17 protein-coding genes are annotated in these 19,224 nt (G+C 41.0%); 16 read left to right on the forward strand and 1 reads right to left on the reverse strand.

The genetic code is table 11. The features are described from left to right. Nucleotides 1–44 precede the first annotated feature (44 nt). Nucleotides 45–911: an FAD synthetase family protein gene (locus F4694_RS20295; protein WP_179601308.1), complete on the forward strand. Its 867-nt coding sequence runs from the start codon at nt 45–47 to the stop codon at nt 909–911. A 6-nt stretch (nt 912–917) separates the two neighbouring features. On the opposite strand, the gene F4694_RS20300 is transcribed toward F4694_RS20295, so the two are convergent. Then, complete coding sequence (locus F4694_RS20300; protein WP_179601310.1) at nt 918–1,688, reverse strand: IclR family transcriptional regulator; 771 nt, start codon at nt 1,686–1,688, stop codon at nt 918–920. A 251-nt stretch (nt 1,689–1,939) separates the two neighbouring features. Between F4694_RS20300 and F4694_RS20305 the strand changes: the two genes are divergently transcribed. The 15 genes from F4694_RS20305 to F4694_RS20375 all read left to right on the forward strand — a co-directional run bounded on the left by F4694_RS20305 (nt 1,940) and on the right by F4694_RS20375 (nt 19,107). Beyond that, complete coding sequence (locus F4694_RS20305) at nt 1,940–2,935, forward strand: catechol 2,3-dioxygenase (protein WP_179601312.1); 996 nt, start codon at nt 1,940–1,942, stop codon at nt 2,933–2,935. A 33-nt stretch (nt 2,936–2,968) separates the two neighbouring features. Next, on the forward strand, nt 2,969–3,880 hold the full coding sequence (locus F4694_RS20310; RefSeq protein ID WP_179601314.1) for an acetaldehyde dehydrogenase (acetylating): 912 nt from the start codon (nt 2,969–2,971) through the stop codon (nt 3,878–3,880). Beyond that, complete coding sequence (dmpG, locus tag F4694_RS20315; protein WP_179601316.1) at nt 3,877–4,890, forward strand: 4-hydroxy-2-oxovalerate aldolase; 1,014 nt, start codon at nt 3,877–3,879, stop codon at nt 4,888–4,890. The genes F4694_RS20310 and dmpG overlap by 4 nt, the downstream gene beginning before the upstream one ends. A 24-nt stretch (nt 4,891–4,914) precedes the next feature. Then, nucleotides 4,915–5,694, forward strand: coding sequence for a 2-keto-4-pentenoate hydratase (locus F4694_RS20320; RefSeq protein ID WP_179601318.1), 780 nt, complete (start codon nt 4,915–4,917; stop codon nt 5,692–5,694). A gap of 354 nt (nt 5,695–6,048) precedes the next feature. Next, nucleotides 6,049–6,840 (forward strand): 2-keto-4-pentenoate hydratase, encoded by a 792-nt coding sequence (locus F4694_RS20325; protein ID WP_179601320.1) that lies wholly within the window; start codon nt 6,049–6,051, stop codon nt 6,838–6,840. Between the two features lie 26 nt (nt 6,841–6,866). After that, entirely contained in the window at nt 6,867–7,067 is a 201-nt protein-coding gene (locus F4694_RS20330) for a tautomerase family protein (protein WP_179601322.1), read from the forward strand. Then, nucleotides 7,064–8,536 carry an aldehyde dehydrogenase gene (locus tag F4694_RS20335; RefSeq protein WP_179601324.1) on the forward strand — a complete coding sequence of 491 codons (1,473 nt, stop codon included), beginning with the start codon at nt 7,064–7,066 and terminating at the stop codon, nt 8,534–8,536. The genes F4694_RS20330 and F4694_RS20335 overlap by 4 nt, the downstream gene beginning before the upstream one ends. A 446-nt stretch (nt 8,537–8,982) precedes the next feature. Continuing rightward, complete coding sequence (locus tag F4694_RS20340; RefSeq protein ID WP_179601326.1) at nt 8,983–9,696, forward strand: FadR/GntR family transcriptional regulator; 714 nt, start codon at nt 8,983–8,985, stop codon at nt 9,694–9,696. Nucleotides 9,697–9,740: 44 nt separating this feature from the next. Continuing rightward, entirely contained in the window at nt 9,741–10,718 is a 978-nt protein-coding gene (locus tag F4694_RS20345; RefSeq protein ID WP_179601328.1) for a fumarylacetoacetate hydrolase family protein, read from the forward strand. Between the two features lie 168 nt (nt 10,719–10,886). Further along, nucleotides 10,887–12,470, forward strand: coding sequence for a bifunctional 3-(3-hydroxy-phenyl)propionate/3-hydroxycinnamic acid hydroxylase MhpA (gene mhpA / locus F4694_RS20350; RefSeq protein ID WP_179601330.1), 1,584 nt, complete (start codon nt 10,887–10,889; stop codon nt 12,468–12,470). A gap of 50 nt (nt 12,471–12,520) precedes the next feature. Beyond that, a complete protein-coding gene (locus tag F4694_RS20355) occupies nt 12,521–13,405 on the forward strand; it encodes a VOC family protein (RefSeq protein WP_179601332.1) in 885 nt (294 codons plus the stop codon). A gap of 52 nt (nt 13,406–13,457) precedes the next feature. Beyond that, nucleotides 13,458–14,666 carry an acyl-CoA dehydrogenase family protein gene (locus F4694_RS20360; RefSeq protein ID WP_218895755.1) on the forward strand — a complete coding sequence of 403 codons (1,209 nt, stop codon included), beginning with the start codon at nt 13,458–13,460 and terminating at the stop codon, nt 14,664–14,666. A gap of 354 nt (nt 14,667–15,020) precedes the next feature. After that, entirely contained in the window at nt 15,021–16,199 is a 1,179-nt protein-coding gene (locus F4694_RS20365) for an acetyl-CoA C-acetyltransferase (protein ID WP_179601334.1), read from the forward strand. A 32-nt stretch (nt 16,200–16,231) separates the two neighbouring features. Further along, nucleotides 16,232–17,035 (forward strand): enoyl-CoA hydratase/isomerase family protein, encoded by an 804-nt coding sequence (locus tag F4694_RS20370; protein ID WP_179601336.1) that lies wholly within the window; start codon nt 16,232–16,234, stop codon nt 17,033–17,035. Nucleotides 17,036–17,121: 86 nt separating this feature from the next. After that, nucleotides 17,122–19,107 carry an acetoacetate--CoA ligase gene (locus tag F4694_RS20375; protein ID WP_179601338.1) on the forward strand — a complete coding sequence of 662 codons (1,986 nt, stop codon included), beginning with the start codon at nt 17,122–17,124 and terminating at the stop codon, nt 19,105–19,107. The last annotated feature ends 117 nt before the right edge of the window (nt 19,108–19,224 follow it).

The following is a 19,224-nucleotide window of genomic DNA, read 5'->3' on the forward strand; positions in this document are numbered from 1 at the left end:
TGCATAAAGAGATAAGTATATTGTGAACAATGGAGGGAGCTATCTTGGAATTCATTCATGTGACAAGCAACAACCGCGAACAAACTCTTTTACGAACAAAGCCCTGTGTGATGGCTCTAGGATTTTTTGATGGAGTTCATTTAGGTCATCAGCAGGTGATAAAAGAGGCTAAAAGGGCTGCGGAAGAGCAAGAACTCCCTTTGGTGATTATGAGTTTTTTCCCTCATCCGAAAGAGGTCCTATCAAATGGGAAGAAAATCATCCCTTATCTCATGCCGATAAACGAAAAACGAAGAATCTTTGAAGAGTTAGGAGCAGATTATTTTTATTTGATTCAGTTTACGAAGGAATTTGCTGGGTTATCTCCAAGGGAATTTGTTCAAACCTATCTTTTAGACTTTGGAGCAAAACAGGTGGCAGCTGGTTTTGACTTTACATATGGACACCGGGGAGAAGGCAATATGGGTACCTTGAAAAGCGATTCAGATGGAAAAATTGAGGGAATCAAGGTGGATAAAATAGAGTGTGAAGGGGAAAAAATCAGTTCTACGCTCATTCGAAATCTGGTTTTGGCTGGTGAAATGGAAAGAATCGCTTCATATCTAGGGAATGATTATCAAATTGAGGGCAGAATTGTATTCCGTAAAAAACATGTAGAGGTAGTACTCCATCCTTATTATTTGATGCCAGCTTCAGGCTGGTATGAAGTCACCGTAAACCTTCACCAGGAGACGACCACGCAAATCGCGGTCGTTCAAGACGGAAGGCTTACTTTACTACAAGGGCAATGGTTTCCTTTTTATGAATGGGAAAGTGTTCGACTTTCTTGGAAGAAACGATTGCCTAAAGGGTTTGTTCACGAAGAGGTTTCAAGACAAGTCTATTTAAGCTCCTCTTTAGTGGGTCTATGAGGGAACTTATCTTTTCCAGTAACCAAGTCTCTCAGAAATTAAATTTCCGGAAGTGATCAATTCACTCGCAAAATACTGAATTCGTTGTTTGGAAATTCGTGGACTAGGTCCTACTAGATTAATAGCAGCAATGACTTTTCCGGTATGGTCTCTAACAGGTGCGGACACAGATGTCCGTCCAATGGTATATTCATCGACACTAACGGAATAGCCGTTCTTTAAGATTGTTTTCAATTCTTCCTTGAACACATCTGGATCTGTGATGGTCTTCGGTGTGATGGGAATGAGTCCATTTTGAATCACTAGATCGACCAAGTAGTTTCCACTATGGGCAAGAAGAAGTTTTCCTGAACTTGTACAGTGAGCATAATTATGTAATCCCAAGTGAGATGGTACTTTATTGGAGGTTTTACTTTCGACTTTGTCTAAATAGACCACATGATTTCCATCTAAGATTGCCAGATGGGCGGTTTCCCCGCATTTATTGGCAAGGTCGGTTAGAATCGGATGTGATTCTGTATGCAGATCGATGTTGCCTAGGACAATGGAGCTCAATTCAACAACGGAGAGACCTAACTGAAATTTATTGGTCTCTTTATTTTTTTGTACTAAACCTTCGGATGCAAGTGTTGTAAGTATTCTTTGGACACTGCTTTTTCCTAATCCAAGCTCATTCGCTAGCTCACGTACCCCTTTTTGTGGTTGATTCATTTTAAAAGCACGCAGGATTCTAATTGCATTTTTTACAGAAGAGAGCAGCTTTTCTTGTTCTTGCATCTTATTTTCCTCCAAATAGTAAAAATTATATAAAAATTCAGAAAGTGTCCCGCATAAAGGGACACTGTCATTGTGAGCATCGTACCAACCCTTTAAGATTGAAGCATACATCAGGTTTTCGACAAATGAAGAAGAATTTGGTACCGAATATAATGAAAACGGTATCACTATTCAGTATATTTCGTCAATATAGTTTGTTCATGTTTTACAAAACTAAAAAAATTAAAAAGGGAATTTTAGGAGGAACGGACATGACTATTTTTAAAGAACCAATTTTTGATGTAGCACAACTCGCACACGTGGAGATTCTTTCTCCAAAACTAGAACAATCTGTTGAATTTTTTACTAGATTTCTTGGAATGGAAGTAACGGCTCGTTCTGGAGGTTCCGTTTATCTTCGTGCTTATGAGGATTTTTACCATAATACATTAATAATCACTGAATCAAAACAAGCAGGGGTTGGTCATGTTGCCTGGCGTGCAACATCCCCTCAAGCACTACAGCGCCGAGTAGAAGAAATTGAAAAAACAGGCTTAGGCAAAGGCTGGATTGACGGAGATATCGGTCATGGAAAAGCATATCAGTTTACTACACCTGATGGTCATTTAATGGAAATTCTTTGGGAAGTCGAATATTACAATGTTTCAGAAGAGCAGCGCTCAAAACTATTAAACCGCCCATCTAAACGTCCAGATCGTGGTGTACCGGTTCGCCGCTTGGATCATATCAATCTTATGACTTCCAATCCTGGAACCGATACGGACTTTTTAATCGACAAACTCGGTTTCCGTTTAAGAGAGCAAATTCAAGATAACGGACATGTGCTTGGAAGCTGGATCAGTGTCTCCAATCTAGTTCATGAAATTGCCTATATGCAAGAGCCAAATGGCGTGAAAGGAAAACTGCACCATCTTTGCTACTGGTATGGCATTCCGCAAAACCTTTATGACGTGGCTGATCTGCTTAAAGATCATGATTTTAAGATCGAAGTTCCACCTAATAAGCATGGTGTTTCCCAAGCATTCTGTATGTATGTGATTGAACCAGGAGGCAACCGCATCGAATTGTTCGGAGATGCAGGCTATATCATTACCGATCCAGCTTGGAAACCAGTGATTTGGGACATGAAAGACGTTCCGGGCAACGGCGATACTTGGATTGGGACCGAATTCCCAGTATCCTGGTGGACGCAAGGAACACCACTAACATCTAGTGAATCTGTTGAAAAAGAAGTTGTAAAACCTTAATTCATTCATTACTAGAAAGCGAGGTGCAGGGTCTTGACGAAAGTAAAAGCAGCGATTTTAGGATCTGGAAATATTGGGACAGACTTAATGTATAAAATTTTAAAAAATGATGGAAACATGGAGTTAGCCTTAGTATCAGGGATTGACCCAAATTCTGAGGGTCTAAAAAGAGCGAAGGAAAAGGGAATTGCAGTTAGCCATCATGGAATTGATGCAATTCTAGAAGATCCAGAAATTAAGATTGTGTTTGATGCAACAAGCGCGAAAGCCCATAAGCTGAATGCGCAAGCACTACGAGATCAAGGGAAATTAGCTGTTGACATGACACCGGCGGCGGTTGGACCGTTTGTTGTGCCAACCGTTAATTTACATGACCATCTTGAAGCAATGAATGTTAACTTGATTTCTTGCGGCGGCCAGGCGACGGCACCACTTGTTTACGCCGTCAACCGCGTGGTACCTGTTCATTATGCAGAAGTCATTGCGACAGCGGCCAGTTTATCGATTGGACCGGGAACAAGACAAAATGTCGACGAGTTTGTTCGCACAACGGCAAATGCGGTTCAACAAATTGGCGGAGCGAAAATCGCAAGAGCCATCCCTGTATTTAATCCTGCGCAGCCGCCTATTAATATGACGAATTCTGTCTATGCAGTCATTAAAGAAGCATTCGATGAGGCTGCAGTCATTGAGTCGGTTCAATCGATTGCCGCTGAGATTTCTAGCTATGTTCCAGGCTATCGCTTAAAAGGTACGCCGTTTGTTGATTATCGTGAAACTCCTTGGGGCCGCTTGCCAACCGTGGTCATCATGAATGAAGTAATTGGAGCAGGGGATTTATTCCCTACCTATGCCGGTAATTTGGATATCATGACGGCTTCCGCCTACCGAGTCGGAGATGTCTATGCCGCACATTTTCTTGGAGTTAAGGAGGTAACACAATGAAGATTCCTAGACTGACAGATACTACCCTACGAGATGGCGATCATGCGGTTAGCCATAGTTATACACCTGAACAGGTACGGGCAATTGTAAAAGATTTAGATGAAGCAGGTGTGCCAGTTATTGAAGTGAGCCATGGTTCTGGATTAAACGGCTCGACGATTCAGCAAGGGTTCTCTATTCATTCTGAATATGACTTGATTAAAGTAGCAGTTGAAACTGCGAAACAAGCTAAAATTGCTTCTTTATTCGTTCCGGGGATCGGGACGAGCAAAGAATTAAGAGAAGCGGCCGAACTCGGTATTTCGGTACTCCGGATTGCCGTACATTGTACGGAAGCAGATGTTACCGAGCAGTACTTCCGCTTAGCCAAAGAATTAGGACTTGAAACCGTTGGTTTCCTCATGATGTCTCATACCCAGCCTGCTAGTGTGCTTGTGGAGCAGGCAAAGTTAATGGAATCGTATGGTGCCGATTGCGTTTATGTGGTTGATTCTGCAGGTGCCCTTGTTCAAAGCGGCGTTCGCGAAAGAGTGTCTGCTTTAAAAGAAGCGTTGTCCATTCAAGTTGGTTTCCACGCTCATAATAACCTTGGCTTGGCGATCGGTAATACGATAACGGCACTAGAATCTGGTGCCGACCAAATTGACGGAACACTAAGAGGTCTAGGTGCGGGAGCTGGAAATGCACCAACGGAAATCCTTGTTGCGGTACTAAATAAAATGGACATCGAAACCGGAATCAACCTAGCAATATTAATGGATGCTGCAGAGGAAAAGGTAGCTCCGCTTATGCAGACTCCAATCGTAATTGATCGCGGCAACTTATCAAGCGGCTATGCCGGAGTATATAACAGCTTTTTATTACACGTAAAACACGCTGCCGAAAAGTTTGGTGTCGGCGTATCCGAAATTATGGAAGAGCTTGGCAAAAGGCAAACTGTTGCTGGCCAAGAGGACTGGATTTTAGATGTTGCGGTTGAACTAGCAGAGAAAAAAGGGATTACAGTATAGTTCCAGGGGTAGGAGGAGACAGGTGTGTCGATCATTCAAGAAGCAGCCACTCGTTTATTGGAAGCAGAGGAAACAAAGCAGGTGATCAAGCCGTTAACAGTATCCTATCCAGGGATTACTGTAGATGAAGCATATCATACGCAGTTAGAGATTATCCGTAGAAAAGTTGAAAATGGTGGAATCATCGTGGGGAAAAAAATTGGCGCAACAAGCAAAGCGATTCAAAATATGTTTGGTGTCAATCAGCCTGATTACGGTCATTTATTAGCAGATATGATGGTTGTGGAAGGCGAAGCGATTTCACTAGAACACTATATTCAACCGAAAGTAGAATTTGAGATTGCCTTTATATTAAAAAAGGATTTAAAAGGCCCGAATGTTTCTATCCTTGATGTCATCGAGGCAACTGATTATATTGTTCCTGCCATTGAAGTGATTGATAGCCGGATTGAAGATTGGAAAATCAAGTTTGAAGACACGGTTGCAGATAACGGCTCCTCTGCTTGTGCGATTATTGGCGGGAAACCGACAAAACTTGATGGTTTAGACCTTACTCATATCGGGATGGTCGCTTATCGAAATGGAGAAATGATTGATTCTGGAGCAGGGGCAGCCGTCCTTGGAAATCCACTTCGTTCGGTCGCTTGGCTGGCCAATTCATTAGGTAAGTACGATGTTTCTCTTAAATCAGGGGAAATCATTCTTTCGGGTGCTTTAACCAGTGCGATTGAAGTGAAGGAAAATGATACGTTTACGGCGGAGTTTGCCCATATTGGTTCAGTCACGACGTCATTTATTAGATAGGCTCTGTTAGGATTCATTGTTGCTTTCGTATAGGTATGAGAATTCTTAGGCGGAGAATTTCCGGTTAATGTATATAGAAGAAGCTTTTGAAGCAGATATAAGCGGAGATATTCCGGTTAACTGCTTTAAATATGACCAAATCTAAAGATTTGGATCATATAAGCGGAAAAACTCCTCTTATTTTTAAGGGAATATCGGTATTTCCCAATTTAGCCGGAATTTTTCCGTTTATTTTTCAAACACAGTAAATCAACAACAGCTTTAACAAGGTTTAAAGAATAAACTGGTATCTCGATCGCGCGGGGCTTGATCCCGCCCCGATCAATGGGAAATCAAAAGAAACTGGGTGATAACATGATTAAAACAGAAGTAATCGATCAAATTGCTTATGAACTTTACCTGGCTGAAACACAGAAGAAAGCAGTAGGCAAGTTTGTTGATGCCTATCCTGAACTGGATGAAGCGCTAGCTTACCAAGTACAAGAACGCTTAGTCGAAATGAAATGCAAACAAGAAAACACTAAAAGAATCGGCTGGAAGCTCGGATTAACGAGTAAAGCGAAACAAGAGATGATGGGCGTACACGAGCCATCTTACGGGGTTTTGCTTGAAAGGATGCAGCTGTTTGAAGGGGAAAAGATTTCGCTCGCACCTTTCATCCACGCCAAGCTGGAGCCGGAAATTGCCTTTATTTTTAATAAAGAATTGAAAGGTCCGCATGTAACAGTAGCGGATGTACTTCATGCAACGGAATATATTGCACCGGCAGTTGAAATCATAGACAGCCGCTTCCATGGGTTCAGCTTTACCTTACCTGACGCGGTGGCAGATAACTCATCTTCTTCCCGATTTATTATCGGCGAAAGGTTCTATTCACCGAAGGATTTCGATTTGAAATTGATGGGAATGGTGTTTAGACAAAACGGAGAAGTCGTGGCGACAGGCGCGGGTGCAGCGGTAATGGGGCATCCAGCAAGAGCCATTGCTTGGTTAGCCAATCGATTATACAAAGTTGGGCAAAGTATTCAACCAGGAGAAGTTGTGTTAAGCGGCTCCTTATCAGCAGCAATTAAAATTGAAGCAGGTGACCATTTCACCGCTGGGTTTGACGGACTAGGCAGTGTTGAGGCGGTATTCACGGAATAAACTTCAAGGTGAAGGGAGAGGTTTTTATGCCATTTATTCAGATTAACATTCTTAAAGGCAGAACACCTGAAAAAAAGGAACGATTAATAAGAGAAGTTTCTGACTTGGTATCAGATGTGTTAGATGCTCCCATTCAAAGTGTTCGTGTGATGATCAATGAAATAGAACCTGAACATTGGGGCATTGCTGGAGAATCAGTGAAAAAGAGAAATGAGGTTTCAAAATGACAAACGTTCAGACTGGAATTAGAGAAGTAGGTCTTTATATAAACGGGGAATATGTAAAAGCAAGCGATGGTGCTACTTTTGAAGTGAAAAATCCTGCGACACAGGAAATCATTGCGAAAGTCAGTGAAGCCTCACAAGAAGATGTGGATCGTGCCTGCCGGATTGCACGGGACGCTTTTGAAAATGGTCCGTGGAGAACGATGACTGTAGCGGAGCGCTGTGCAAAGCTTCGTCGTATGTCCGAAATCATACTTGAGCGCAAAGAAGAAATCGCTCGCTTAGATGCGACAGATGTCGGAAAACCATATCATTCTACAGTCCACCATGAAGTTCCACGCGCAGCCAATAATATCAAATTCTTTGCGGACTTCATGGAGCAGCAAGGCGGAGAAGTGTATCCAATGGGCGAAGAGTATCTAAATTATACTCGATACGAACCAGTTGGGGTAGCTGCACTCATTACCCCTTGGAATGTTCCGTTTATGCTAACTACATGGAAGCTTGGTCCTTGTCTTGCGGCGGGAAACACAGCTGTTATTAAACCAGCTGAAATGACTCCGCTTTCTGTTTCACTTCTTGGAGAAATTGCGAAGGAAGCAGGTATTCCGGATGGCGTAGTCAATGTTGTGCATGGTCAAGGAGGAGTAGTTGGGACGGCTCTGACTACCCACCCGGAAGTAGATCTCGTTTCCTTCACGGGCTCAACCGCTACAGGAAAGCGAATTATGAAGAGCGGCGCCGACACGTTAAAGAAGGTTTCTTTTGAATTAGGCGGAAAAGCGGCGAATATAGTATTTGAAGATGCCAATCTTGATAAAGCCATTCCTGTATCGATTCATGCAGCGTTCATGAATTCCGGTCAAGTCTGTCTTGCAGGGTCAAGAATCTTAGTGCAGCGCAAGATCTTAGATGAGTTCCTTGAAAGATTTAAGAAAGCCGCAATGGAACTAAAAGTCGGTGATCCGCAAAATGTCGAAACCAAAATGGGACCAGTGGTGAGTGAAGAGCATTATAAAAAGGTCACCAGTTATCTTGAGATTGCCAATGAAGAAAATGCCACGCTAATTTGTGGTGGAAAACGTCCGTATTTACCGGAGTATTTACAAAATGGTTACTATTTAGAGCCTACTGTTTATCTTCAAGAAAATCCTAAGTCTCGCATTTGCCAGGAGGAAATTTTTGGCCCAATCGTGACGATCATTCCATTTGATACCGAAGAAGAAGCCCTTCGCATTGCTAATGATACAGAATACGGATTAAATGGTGTGGTTTGGACAGAGAATCTCCAGCGCGCTCACCGGATTTCACATTCTGTACGTGCGGGTACGATTTGGGTGAATTGCTGGTTTGTTCGTGATCTCCGTGCTCCATTCGGCGGTTTCAAAAAGAGCGGCGTCGGACGTGAAGGCGGCCATCACAGCATGGAATTTTTCACAGAAGCGAAAAATATTTGTATCGCTTTGAAATAGGTAATTTATAGAATGAATCTCGGAAGGGGGACTCCCCCTTTTTTTTATTTGCGATAGTAGTTGCTAGTCCAAATGAAATTTTATGAAAGTAGGATGCAGTACTTACAGCAAAATTGTTTAAATAAATGGAGCAGCTCTCGTTTTTAGCCGGTCGAAAGAAGATGCTTGAAAATCCAGAGGAGAAGAGGTAAGAAAAATCTGAAAAATAGATTGACGAAATAATAAATATTATTTATTATAATAATCAGATAAATAATATTTATTACAACAAGATGTACTCTTCAAATCGCCTTAATCACAAGGGGGTGTTATTGACTTTCGATTTAAAATGAATCCGTTTTCAAAATTCGAATCTTAATTTTTTACCTTCTATCCCAAAAAGTCGGAATACCATTGTTGGTTGTGGTATGGTTAAGACATAGTAAGGATAGGAGTGTTTGCGCTTTATGAAAAATCGAAGTGAACAATTAGTTAGTGAGATTGGACGTAAAATAGTAACTGGTGAGTTAAAACGTGGAGAAATCCTCCCAAAGGTAGAGGATTTAGGTGAAATATATAATGTAAGTCGAACGGTAGTCCGTGAATCCCTTAAAACGTTATCTACTTTGGGGCTTGTAAGATCGAATCAAAGGGCTGGTACAATTGTTCTTCCACGCTCGGAGTGGCAATGGTGGAATTTAGAACTCATTAACTGGGTGCTTGATGATGAGAATAATCGAGATTTTCTCCTGCATTTAACCGAGGTTAGAATGGGGTTAGAACCCATGGCAGCAGCTTTAGCAGCAGAGAGAGCAAACGAGGAGGATTTGGCGAGCATTAAGGATGCCTTCAATCGACTTGAACAATCAATCGGAGATGAGAAGGCATGGGCTATTGCCGACTATGATTTTCATGAAAGAATATTATGTGCTTCTTACAACGATTTAATCATCAATACAGTTAGAACGCTCCGGAAAGCACTCGTATTTAGCCGGGAAAAAACCTTACACGCAGCGAAGGATTATCCGGAATCTCCATTTGATACTCCGACCAGCGAAGTATTAGAAAGACACCGTTCTATATATGAAGCCATCATGGTGCGTGATGAAAAATTGGCACATGATAAAATGATTGAATTAATCCTGCGGGTTAAAAGGATATTGGAAAAAATATATTCTTAGTTTCTCTAAACCTGCACAAACAAAAAAAGTAGGGGGCGTTAAATGTGGGAATTCAAGTAGTGAGATTTGAAAAGGAAAATAAAGAACAGTGGGGAGTTGTAGCAAATAATCGTATTTTGGTATTAAGGGATAGCTATTCTTCATTAGCCCATTTTTTAGAAGAGGGGGTAGAAGAAGCTAGAACATTAAAGGAACTAGGACAAGGTGAATCTCTATCATTAACTGAGGTGACTATCCTAAGCCCTGTTACTAAACCAGCAAGAATTGTATGCCAGGGTGCTAATTATTCCTCTCATCGTGCAGAATCTGGAATGGAAGCAACTCGGCCGCCTTATAATATGTTTTTTAGTAAAGCAGATAGCACACTTTGTGGTCCCTATACAGAGATTATTCGTCCGTCTCATGTGAAGCTATTAGACTATGAAATTGAGCTCGGACTAGTCATTGGAACTGAGATTTCTTCATCCGTTGAAGTCACAGATGAAAACCTTCACCTATATATTGCCGGGCTTGTGATTATGGATGATGTTTCTGCAAGAGATGTACAACTCACTGAGGGGCAATGGTTAAAAGGGAAGAGTTACCGTACATTTGGACCTACAGGACCGTTTTTATACTTACTTGATAAAGAAGAGGTTCCACTCATTCATGATCTAGAATTGAATTTATGGGTAAATGATGAATTACGTCAATCAGCAAATACGAATCAATTATTATATAAACCTGCTGAAACTCTGACAGAGCTATCCGAAATAATGGATCTTTCAAAAGGTGATTTGGTTATTACCGGTACAACTGGGGGAGTGGCACTCACTCTTACTCCAGAGATACTCGGACAAATATCAAGCCATCAGGTCCCTTACGCGGAAAAAGTAGATTTACTTGTTGAAAGTCAAATCAATAACGGAAAATATCTGAATGATGGAGATGTGATTCGTTGTCAAATAAAGAGTAGAGATGGAAAAATTGATTTAGGTGAACAAGTAAATAAGGTGGTTCCTAGTAGAGTAGCAATTTCCTAAATTATTCAAGATGCTGGGATTTTCGATCCCAGCAACCTCTAGTTCTTACATAATAAATTTAACGTCCATGTAAATGAAGTAAATTAGTTTGATTGTTCGCACGAATGTATGCGTTTACAATTTAGGGTTTTGATTAAATGTGAGGATATTTATATAGGGGTGTGGATCATGAAACAAGAAATGGTTGACGTTGCAATTGTTGGTTATGGACCTGTATCCAAGCTTTTAACTGCATTACTTGGTCATAAAGGTTGGAAGGTTGGGGTATATGAAAGATTTTCTGAAGCCTATCCACTTCCCCGTGCTGTTCATTTGGATGATGAGGTAGCTAGAATGCTGCAAACGATTCTTCCAAAAAGTGAACTAGAAAGAATTTTACAGCCAGTCCCTGATTTATATGAATGGCGAAATGCTGAAAGGCAATTATTGTTGGCCCTTGATTTTTCTCAAGAAGGTATTTCCGGGTGGCCTGGACATTTATTTTTCAATCAGCCAGAGCTTGAAAAAGTAATGGATGTTGCTTGCAGTAATCAGTCAACCGTAAATGTGAATATGGGAAAAGAAGCCATTTCGTTAAGGGAATTTGATGATCATGTAGAGCTGACGGTGAAGGACCAGGAGGGGGAAGTTCGTACCATTCATGCAAAGTACGTGGTTGGGTGTGACGGTGCGAACAGTTTTGTTCGACAAACCATGGATCCAACGATAACGGACCTTGGATTTGCTGCAGATTGGCTAGTGGTTGATATCGTTACAAAAGAAGAAAGAGAATGGAACCCGATGAATTTGCAGCTTTGTGATCCAGCCCGCCCTACAACCGTTGTCTCAGGCGGCCCAGGGAAAAGGCGCTGGGAATTCATGGCTCTTCCTGGTGAGACAAAAGAAAAACTTAACAATGAAGATGTAGCATGGCGCTTGCTTGAACCTTGGGATATAAATTCTAGTAACGCTGTATTGGAACGGCATGCTGTTTATACATTTAAGGCATTATGGGCAGATGAATGGCAAAAAGGACGGCTTATTTTAGCAGGAGATGCAGCTCACTTAACGCCGCCATTCATGGGACAAGGTATGTGCTCTGGTCTTCGGGATTCCATGAATCTCGCTTGGAAGCTAGATCTAATTCTAAGTGGAAAAGCAGCAGATTCTATTTTAAAAACGTATACGGCGGAGCGTAAACCTCATATTCGTGAAGTGGTTGAAGCAGCCTTGTTTCTGGGAACCGTCATTTGCGTAACAGATCCACAAGAAGCTAGAAAAAGAGATGAGGCCTTTTTTACAGGCAGTGTCCCTGAATTTCCGGAATTCCCATTTCTAACAGAAGGCATGCTCTATCAATCTACTGATGGGAAAAATAAATACACGGGAAAACTTTCGTTCCAAGGTCAGGTAGAGTATAGAGGGAAAACAGGGTTATTTGATGATGTAGTAGGAAATGGGTGGACGATTATGAGTCCTCTGAATGATCCTAAGCAGGTATTAACGGAAGAACAGATGGAGTTTTTAGCGTCCATCGGTGCTAAATTTATTGAAATTTCAGAATCATTAGAAGGCAAAGAGGTATTATCTGATATTGCTGTCGATGTTGATGGAAAATACAAACAATATTTTAATGAAACAGGTCTTGAAGCAGTTGTGGTACGCCCGGATTTCTATATCTTTGGCGGGGCTGAGAGTTTAGCAGATTTGCCTTTACTGGTTGAGGATTTATCCAAGCAATTCGATAGATTTAAGATTCCAGCATTGAACTAGTCAGATTCCTTATGAAGGTTTCAAAATTAAATCAAATGGAGGAATGGGATATGTCTACTGTAAGTGTATTTAGATTAGTGTATATTGATTTTTATTCTAAAAATGCGGTTAGCATGGTGGATTATTATACAAATACGATGGGGTATCGAATTTCAGAAGAAGTGGACGGTATAACGTACTTGAGCAACGCGCTGGATCATCATAATATCGTCATTACCCCTTCTGATAAAACAGGTATCCGCCGCTATGGATACCAATTAGATGGCAATCTAAGCTTAGAAGAAGTACAGGAGAAGCTGCATGTACAAGGAATCAATTCTACGATAAAAGACGATGCGAAACCTGGTATTTCACGATTGATAGAGTTACAGGATCCGGCAGGAAATACGATTGAATTATTTACAAAGATGCAACAAACTACGGTTGGCTTTGGCTCTTCAGGGATTGTTCCTCATAAATTAGGACATGTTGCCTTTTATGCGAACAATTTTAATGAAACCATTCAATTTTATAAAGATGCATTAGGTTTTGCATTCACCGATAAAATTGGTGAAGGCTTTGCAAATTTCTTAACTTGTAACAATGATCACCATGTCCTCAATATTATCGCATCAGACGAGACACGATTACATCATATCGCTTTCCAATTAAAAGATGCCAGCCATCAATATGCCAGCTCAGATTTATTATCAAAACAGGGTTATCCAATTCTTTGGGGTCCTTCCCGTCATACTGCAGGACATAATATTGCAACCTACCATCATGACCCAGAAAAAAATGTGGTTGAGTTATATACAGATATGGACCAGTATATTCCAGAACTTGGTATTTTTGAACCGCGTCCATGGCACGAGGAACTCCCTATGAAACCAAAAGTATGGGAAGCATTAAGTGCCTGGGGAACAGAATTTGAAATGGATTTGGCCAAGATTTAAGAGAAAATGTTGTAATGTTTTTCAAAATTAACTCTGAAGGGAATTGAATAGAGTGATAAATGAAAATCTTATAAAAGACAAAACGAATGAGGCCGAGGAGCTAGTAAAACGTGCAACAGAGCTTGTTCCCCAACTATGTTCACAGGCAAAAGAAATTGATGATATTCGCAGAATTCCTGAAGGGACAATTGAAGTGCTAAAAGAGGCGGGATTGTTCAAACTGACTATTCCTAAAATCTTTGGTGGTCATCAAGTAAACATCCGGACATTTATTGATGTTAATTCTGAAATCGCACGTGGAAATGGTTCTGCCGGTTGGGTGACGACATTGACGAACGTTTGTAATTGGCTTGTGGCTGCTCTTTTTCCAAAGGATGTGCAACAGGAAGTCTTTGGAGAAGCTAATGCCCGTACATGCGGGGTACTTGAACCAAGAAAATGCGAAGTTCGTCGTGTTGAGGGCGGCTATGTAATTGAGTATGGTTTTTGGGGATTTGGTTCTGGCTCACTACATGCAAATTGGGCGGCTCTTGGGATTCCAATCGTTGATGAAGAGGGGAAAATGATTGACAATGGTCTAGCGATCCTACCAATGGAGGATGTTGAGATTAAGGACGATTGGTACACTACGGGTCTGCGCGGCTCGGGAAGCAATAGTCTTGAGGTTCGGAATATCTTCATTCCTGAACGGAGGGTTATTTCGGTTTCTAAGGCCATTAATGGGGAGTATCAATCAGGTTATTCAAAGGAAGAAACACTTTATCACTCAGCACTTGTACCTGTCCTGGCCCTTGTGCTCTTATCTCCTCCACTTGGGATGGCACGTGCAGCGTTGGAGCTCTTCTTAGACAAACTGCCTAATCGGAAAATTCAATACACATGGCACAATTCGCAAGCTGAAGCAACGGTTACCCACTTAAAAGTAGCAGAAGCTGCAATGAAAATTGACTCTGCCATGCTGCATATATACCGTGCTGCAGATGATATCGATCGATGGGCTGCTAGTGGTGAATATATGGATTTCCATAATAGAGCGCGTGTTCGAATGGATTCTGGCTATGCTGTTAGATTATGCTGGGAAGCGATTGATATCCTAGCATCTGAAAGTGGCGGATCATTAATTGCAGAGAATAACCTTTTATCACAAATTATACGTGATGCCCGCGGTGCGACAAATCACGGAGTAATCGTTCCTACAACAAATCTGGAGTTATACGGGCGAATCCTATGTGGTCAGGAGCCTAATACCGTCCTAATTTAACAGTTTATTTGACTAAAACGAAATATCATAAGTATTTTAATAGAAATTTGTCTTCTAAATACCAATAAAATTGGGATCTGACTAATATCCTAAAAAGGGTAGAAATCAGGTCCTTGTTACTTATTCTTACTTATTTTTGTGTTAAGTAGAACTGAGAAAATCCAATAGAGTGGATAGAAGGAGTGAAAAAAATGGAGGAATCCCGTCGGACTTACAGTAAATTCTTTTGTATCTGTTTCATGCTGTCCCAAATTAAAAAGGGATCCAGGTAGACATAAAACCTAGTAAGTAAGATTCGTATTTTTAGAGTCATTCATTCGTACATCAAACTGAAATTGTAAGGGGGAAGAATAGATGGAAACGTATATCGTAGATGGGGCAAGAACGGCTTTTGGTTCGTTTGGCGGTTCATTAAAGGATGTCAGCGATATTGAACTAGGCGTCGCAGCAACAAAGGAAGCCATTAAAAGAAGTGGTATTCCAGCATCCGATATTGATGAAATCGTGTTCGGCAATGTGATCCAAACGGGAGAGGCTTCTGCTTACTTGGCAAGACATATTGGTTTGAAAAGCGGAATGCTAGAGTCTTCTGCTGCACTAACCTTAAATCGTTTATGCGGTTCTGGACTACAGTCGATCGTAACCGGTGCACAGTCAATTGCATTAGGAGAGGCAAGAGTCGTAGCTGCGGGCGGAACTGAAAATATGAGTTTAGCTCCTCAAATATTAAAGGGTACCCGGTTTGGTTCGCCAAATAAGGCACCTGTGGTCATTGATATGCTGTGGGAATCACTAATTGATCAATATGTTGGCTGTGGTATGGGAATGACGGCAGAAAATCTTTCCGTGAAATATGAGATCTCTCGAGAAGAACAGGATGAATTTTCGGTTGATTCGCAGGCAAAGGCGATCAGAGCAAGGGATACTGGACGTTTTGCAGAAGAGATTGTCCCTATTGTGAAGAAAGATAGAAAAGGCAAAGAGCTCGTCATTGAGGTGGATGAATATATTCGAGATGGTGTAACACTTGAAGACTTGTCTAAGCTCAAGCCAGCTTTTAAGAAGGACGGAAGTGTTACACCTGGAAATGCAAGTGGTATAAACGATGGTGCAGCAGCTGTTTTATTAGCATCAAAAGAGTATGTCCTTGAACATGGACTAAAACCACTTGCAAAAATTGTTTCCTGGGGAGTGGCAGGGGTTGACCCGAAAATTATGGGGATTGGACCAGTTCCAGCCAGTATCAAAGCACTGAAAAATGCGGGATTATCCTTAGGTGATATTGACTTGTTTGAGTTTAATGAGGCATTTTCTGCACAATCTCTAGCAGTTCTGAAAGAATTAGGCGTTGACAGGGAAAAAGTAAATGTCAATGGCGGAGCGATTGCTTTGGGACATCCGCTTGGTGCTAGCGGTACAAGAATTACATATTCATTAGCCCTTGAAATGAAAAAACGAAATGCAAAGTATGGATTAGCCTCTCTATGTATTGGCGGTGGCCAAGGCATCGCCATGATTTTAGAAAGGGTATAACGCTAGTATAAAAAAAGAAAGAAGGTTTGTAAGTGGAAAATCAATTTGTTCAGTTAACGATCCAAAATCATGTGGGAATTGTCAAATTAAACCGTCCGGAAGCTGGAAATGCCATTCATTTAGAAATGGCAAAGGAACTGATGGATGTTGCGATATTTTGTTCAGAAAGCGAAGAAATTAGAGCAGTAGTGATTACAGGTGCTGGAAATAAGTTTTCAGTCGGTGGGGATTTAAGAAGCTTTGCTGAGAAAGGGGAACAAATTAGTTCTCACCTAAAAAGTGTTACCGCCTACCTGCATCAAGCGATTTCCTATTTTACTAGAATGAATAAACCTTTTATTGGAGCGGTGAATGGAGTTGCAGCGGGTGCAGGAATGAGTCTCGTATGTGCCTGTGATATGGCGTATGCTGCTGAACATTCTAAATTTGTCATGGCGTATAACAAGATAGGATTAACACCGGATGGTTCAGGAAGCTATTTCTTACCTCGTCTTGTCGGGATGAAACGGGCACTTGAGTTAATGTATACAAATCGTCCATTGGATGCCAAAGAGGCAAGTGAGTGGGGGATTATCAACCATGTAGTTGCCGGTGAGCAATTATTTGAAGTTGTCCTGGAGTTAGCAGAGAATCTGGCGAAAGGACCCATGAATGCATATGGTGAAACAAAAAAGCTCTTTTATCACTCGCAGCAAGAAACACTGGAGTCCCAAATGAGTAAGGAGTCTGTAGTGCTTGCTGAGAGAGCAAGCAGCATAGAGGGAAAAGAAGGGATAGCCGCTTTTCTAGAAAAACGTGAGACAGACTTTTTAAAAGAAAGAGTTACCTCTAAATAATTTTTCAAGTACCTATAACAATTCTGCAAAGGTTGGAGCATGATGCTTACCACAGTATTGGATTGATTTTGATAGGGGGGATAGAATTGAAAACGGCCAATGATAGTGGAAATTTACTTTGGGAACCCTCGCGTGAAATTCAAGAAAAATCAAACATAATGAAATTTATGTCATGGCTAGATGAAACGCGTGGGCTAAAGTATGAAGAGTACAATCAGTTATGGGAATGGTCCGTTAAAGACGTAAAGGGATTTTGGTCTGCCATTTGGGATTATTATAAGATTATGGCCAAGACAGAATATGAAGAAGTTTTATCTGAAGGCAAAATGCCAGATGTCGAATGGTTTACTGGTTCAACCATAAACTATGCGGAACATATATTCAGGAATGAAACTCCAGAAAAAGCCGCGATCATTTATGAATCGGAAATCCGTCCACAACAGGAACTATCATGGGCAGAACTTAAACAGAATACAGCTGCAATTGCAGGCTATCTAAGGTCTAAAGGGGTAAAGCCAGGTGACCGGGTTGTGTCATACTCCCCTAATATACATGAAACGGTAACTGCATTTTTGGCATGTGCCAGTATCGGAGCCGTGTGGTCAAGCTGTGCACCGGAATTTGGCATCCAAAGTGTGATTGATCGGTTTAAACAAATCGAACCGAAAGTAATGTTTGCATCAGATGGCTACCAATACGGAGGAAAGAAATACGACCGCCTTGAATTAGTAGGAAGAATTCAAGCGGAATTACCTACTTTGGAAGAAACCATCATTATACCTAACCTGCAAGATCAACCTGAATTAACAGGGTTGAAGGATTCCGTACTTTGGAATCAGGTTATAACAGAAAATTGTAAAATACCATTAACCTTTGAAGCTGTTCCATTTAATCATCCGCTTTGGATATTATATTCATCTGGAACCACAGGTAAACCAAAGGGCATTGTTCAAAGTCAAGGTGGAATCCTGCTTGAACACTTGAAATTCCTTGGACTTCAAATGGATTTACAAAGCGAAGATAGATTCTTTTGGTACACGACAACAGGATGGATGATGTGGAACATTGTTGTTGGAAGTTTGCTTACCGGTGCGACGGTCCTTTTATATGATGGAAATCCAAGCTACCCGAATGATGAAACCCTGTGGAGGTTTGCGGAATCTACCAAAATGACCATGATGGGCACAAGTGCAAGCTTTATAGTTGCCAATATGAAATCAAATTTGAAACCAAGAGAATTTAATCTCTCACACTTAAGAAGCATGGGCTCAACAGGTTCACCATTGCCTGAAAGCGGGTTTGAATGGGTTTATCAAGAAGTGAAGAAGGATATTTGGCTATATTCTACTACCGGAGGAACAGATATTTGTTCTGGTTTTTTGGGGGGAAGCCTGTTAATGCCTGTTTACTCTGGAGAACTACAAGCTCGATCTTTGGGAGTTGCTGTTACTTCCTTTAATGATGCAGGAGAAGAAGTAGTGGATGAAATTGGGGAACTTGTGGTTACAAAACCAATACCATCCATGCCGATTTATTTTTGGAATGATGTTACGGGGGAACGTTACAAAAACAGTTATTTTGATGTATTCCCTAATATTTGGAGGCATGGTGATTTTATTAAGATAACCTCTAGAGGTTCTGGTATTATGTATGGTCGTTCAGATGCAACCATTAATCGGGGTGGAATTCGGATGGGGACAAGTGAAATATACAGTGCTTTAGAAAGTATTCCCGAAGTTCACGATAGTTTAATTGTCGACATCCCGATTAATAATGAGCAATCATATATGCCATTATTTATCGTTCTAAGAGAGGGTAACCCATTTTCAGTGGAATTGAAAATGCATATTAACAAAACAATTCGACAAAACTGTTCCCCTAGACATGTACCGAATGAAATTTTTAGTGTAAAAGAACTTCCTAAAACATTAAACGGAAAAAAAATTGAGGTACCCATTAAGAAAATACTTATGGGAATTCCTATCAATCAAGCTGTTAACTTAGATTCTTTGCTAAATCCACAATCGTTACAATATTTTATTGAGTTTCAGAAATTGATAGAGTCTATTTGAAATAGGTAACTTGCAGACGTCTGATTAATGTGAACTGAAATTCTATTGATAGAAAGGCGTATGTCATTAAGCACTGTACGCCTTTTTTCTTGTCACGATAATGATCAGAAAAAACCT

The sequence above is a fragment of the Neobacillus driksii genome (assembly GCF_013409995.1).
GTDB classification, from domain to species: domain Bacteria; phylum Bacillota; class Bacilli; order Bacillales; family Cytobacillaceae; genus Neobacillus; species Neobacillus driksii.

Excerpts from the sequence above, each read along its gene's own strand:
- F4694_RS20330 (WP_179601322.1), top strand. The coding sequence starts at position 6,867 with ATGCCATTTATTCAGATTAACATTCTTAAAGGCAGAACACCTGAAAAA.
- F4694_RS20335 (WP_179601324.1), top strand. The coding sequence starts at position 7,064 with ATGACAAACGTTCAGACTGGAATTAGAGAAGTAGGTCTTTATATAAAC.
- dmpG (WP_179601316.1), top strand. The coding sequence starts at position 3,877 with ATGAAGATTCCTAGACTGACAGATACTACCCTACGAGATGGCGATCAT.
- F4694_RS20340 (WP_179601326.1), top strand. The coding sequence starts at position 8,983 with ATGAAAAATCGAAGTGAACAATTAGTTAGTGAGATTGGACGTAAAATA.
- F4694_RS20300 (WP_179601310.1), bottom strand. The coding sequence starts at position 1,688 with ATGCAAGAACAAGAAAAGCTGCTCTCTTCTGTAAAAAATGCAATTAGA.
- F4694_RS20355 (WP_179601332.1), top strand. The coding sequence starts at position 12,521 with ATGTCTACTGTAAGTGTATTTAGATTAGTGTATATTGATTTTTATTCT.
- F4694_RS20305 (WP_179601312.1), top strand. The coding sequence starts at position 1,940 with ATGACTATTTTTAAAGAACCAATTTTTGATGTAGCACAACTCGCACAC.
- F4694_RS20365 (WP_179601334.1), top strand. The coding sequence starts at position 15,021 with ATGGAAACGTATATCGTAGATGGGGCAAGAACGGCTTTTGGTTCGTTT.
- mhpA (WP_179601330.1), top strand. The coding sequence starts at position 10,887 with ATGAAACAAGAAATGGTTGACGTTGCAATTGTTGGTTATGGACCTGTA.
- F4694_RS20325 (WP_179601320.1), top strand. The coding sequence starts at position 6,049 with ATGATTAAAACAGAAGTAATCGATCAAATTGCTTATGAACTTTACCTG.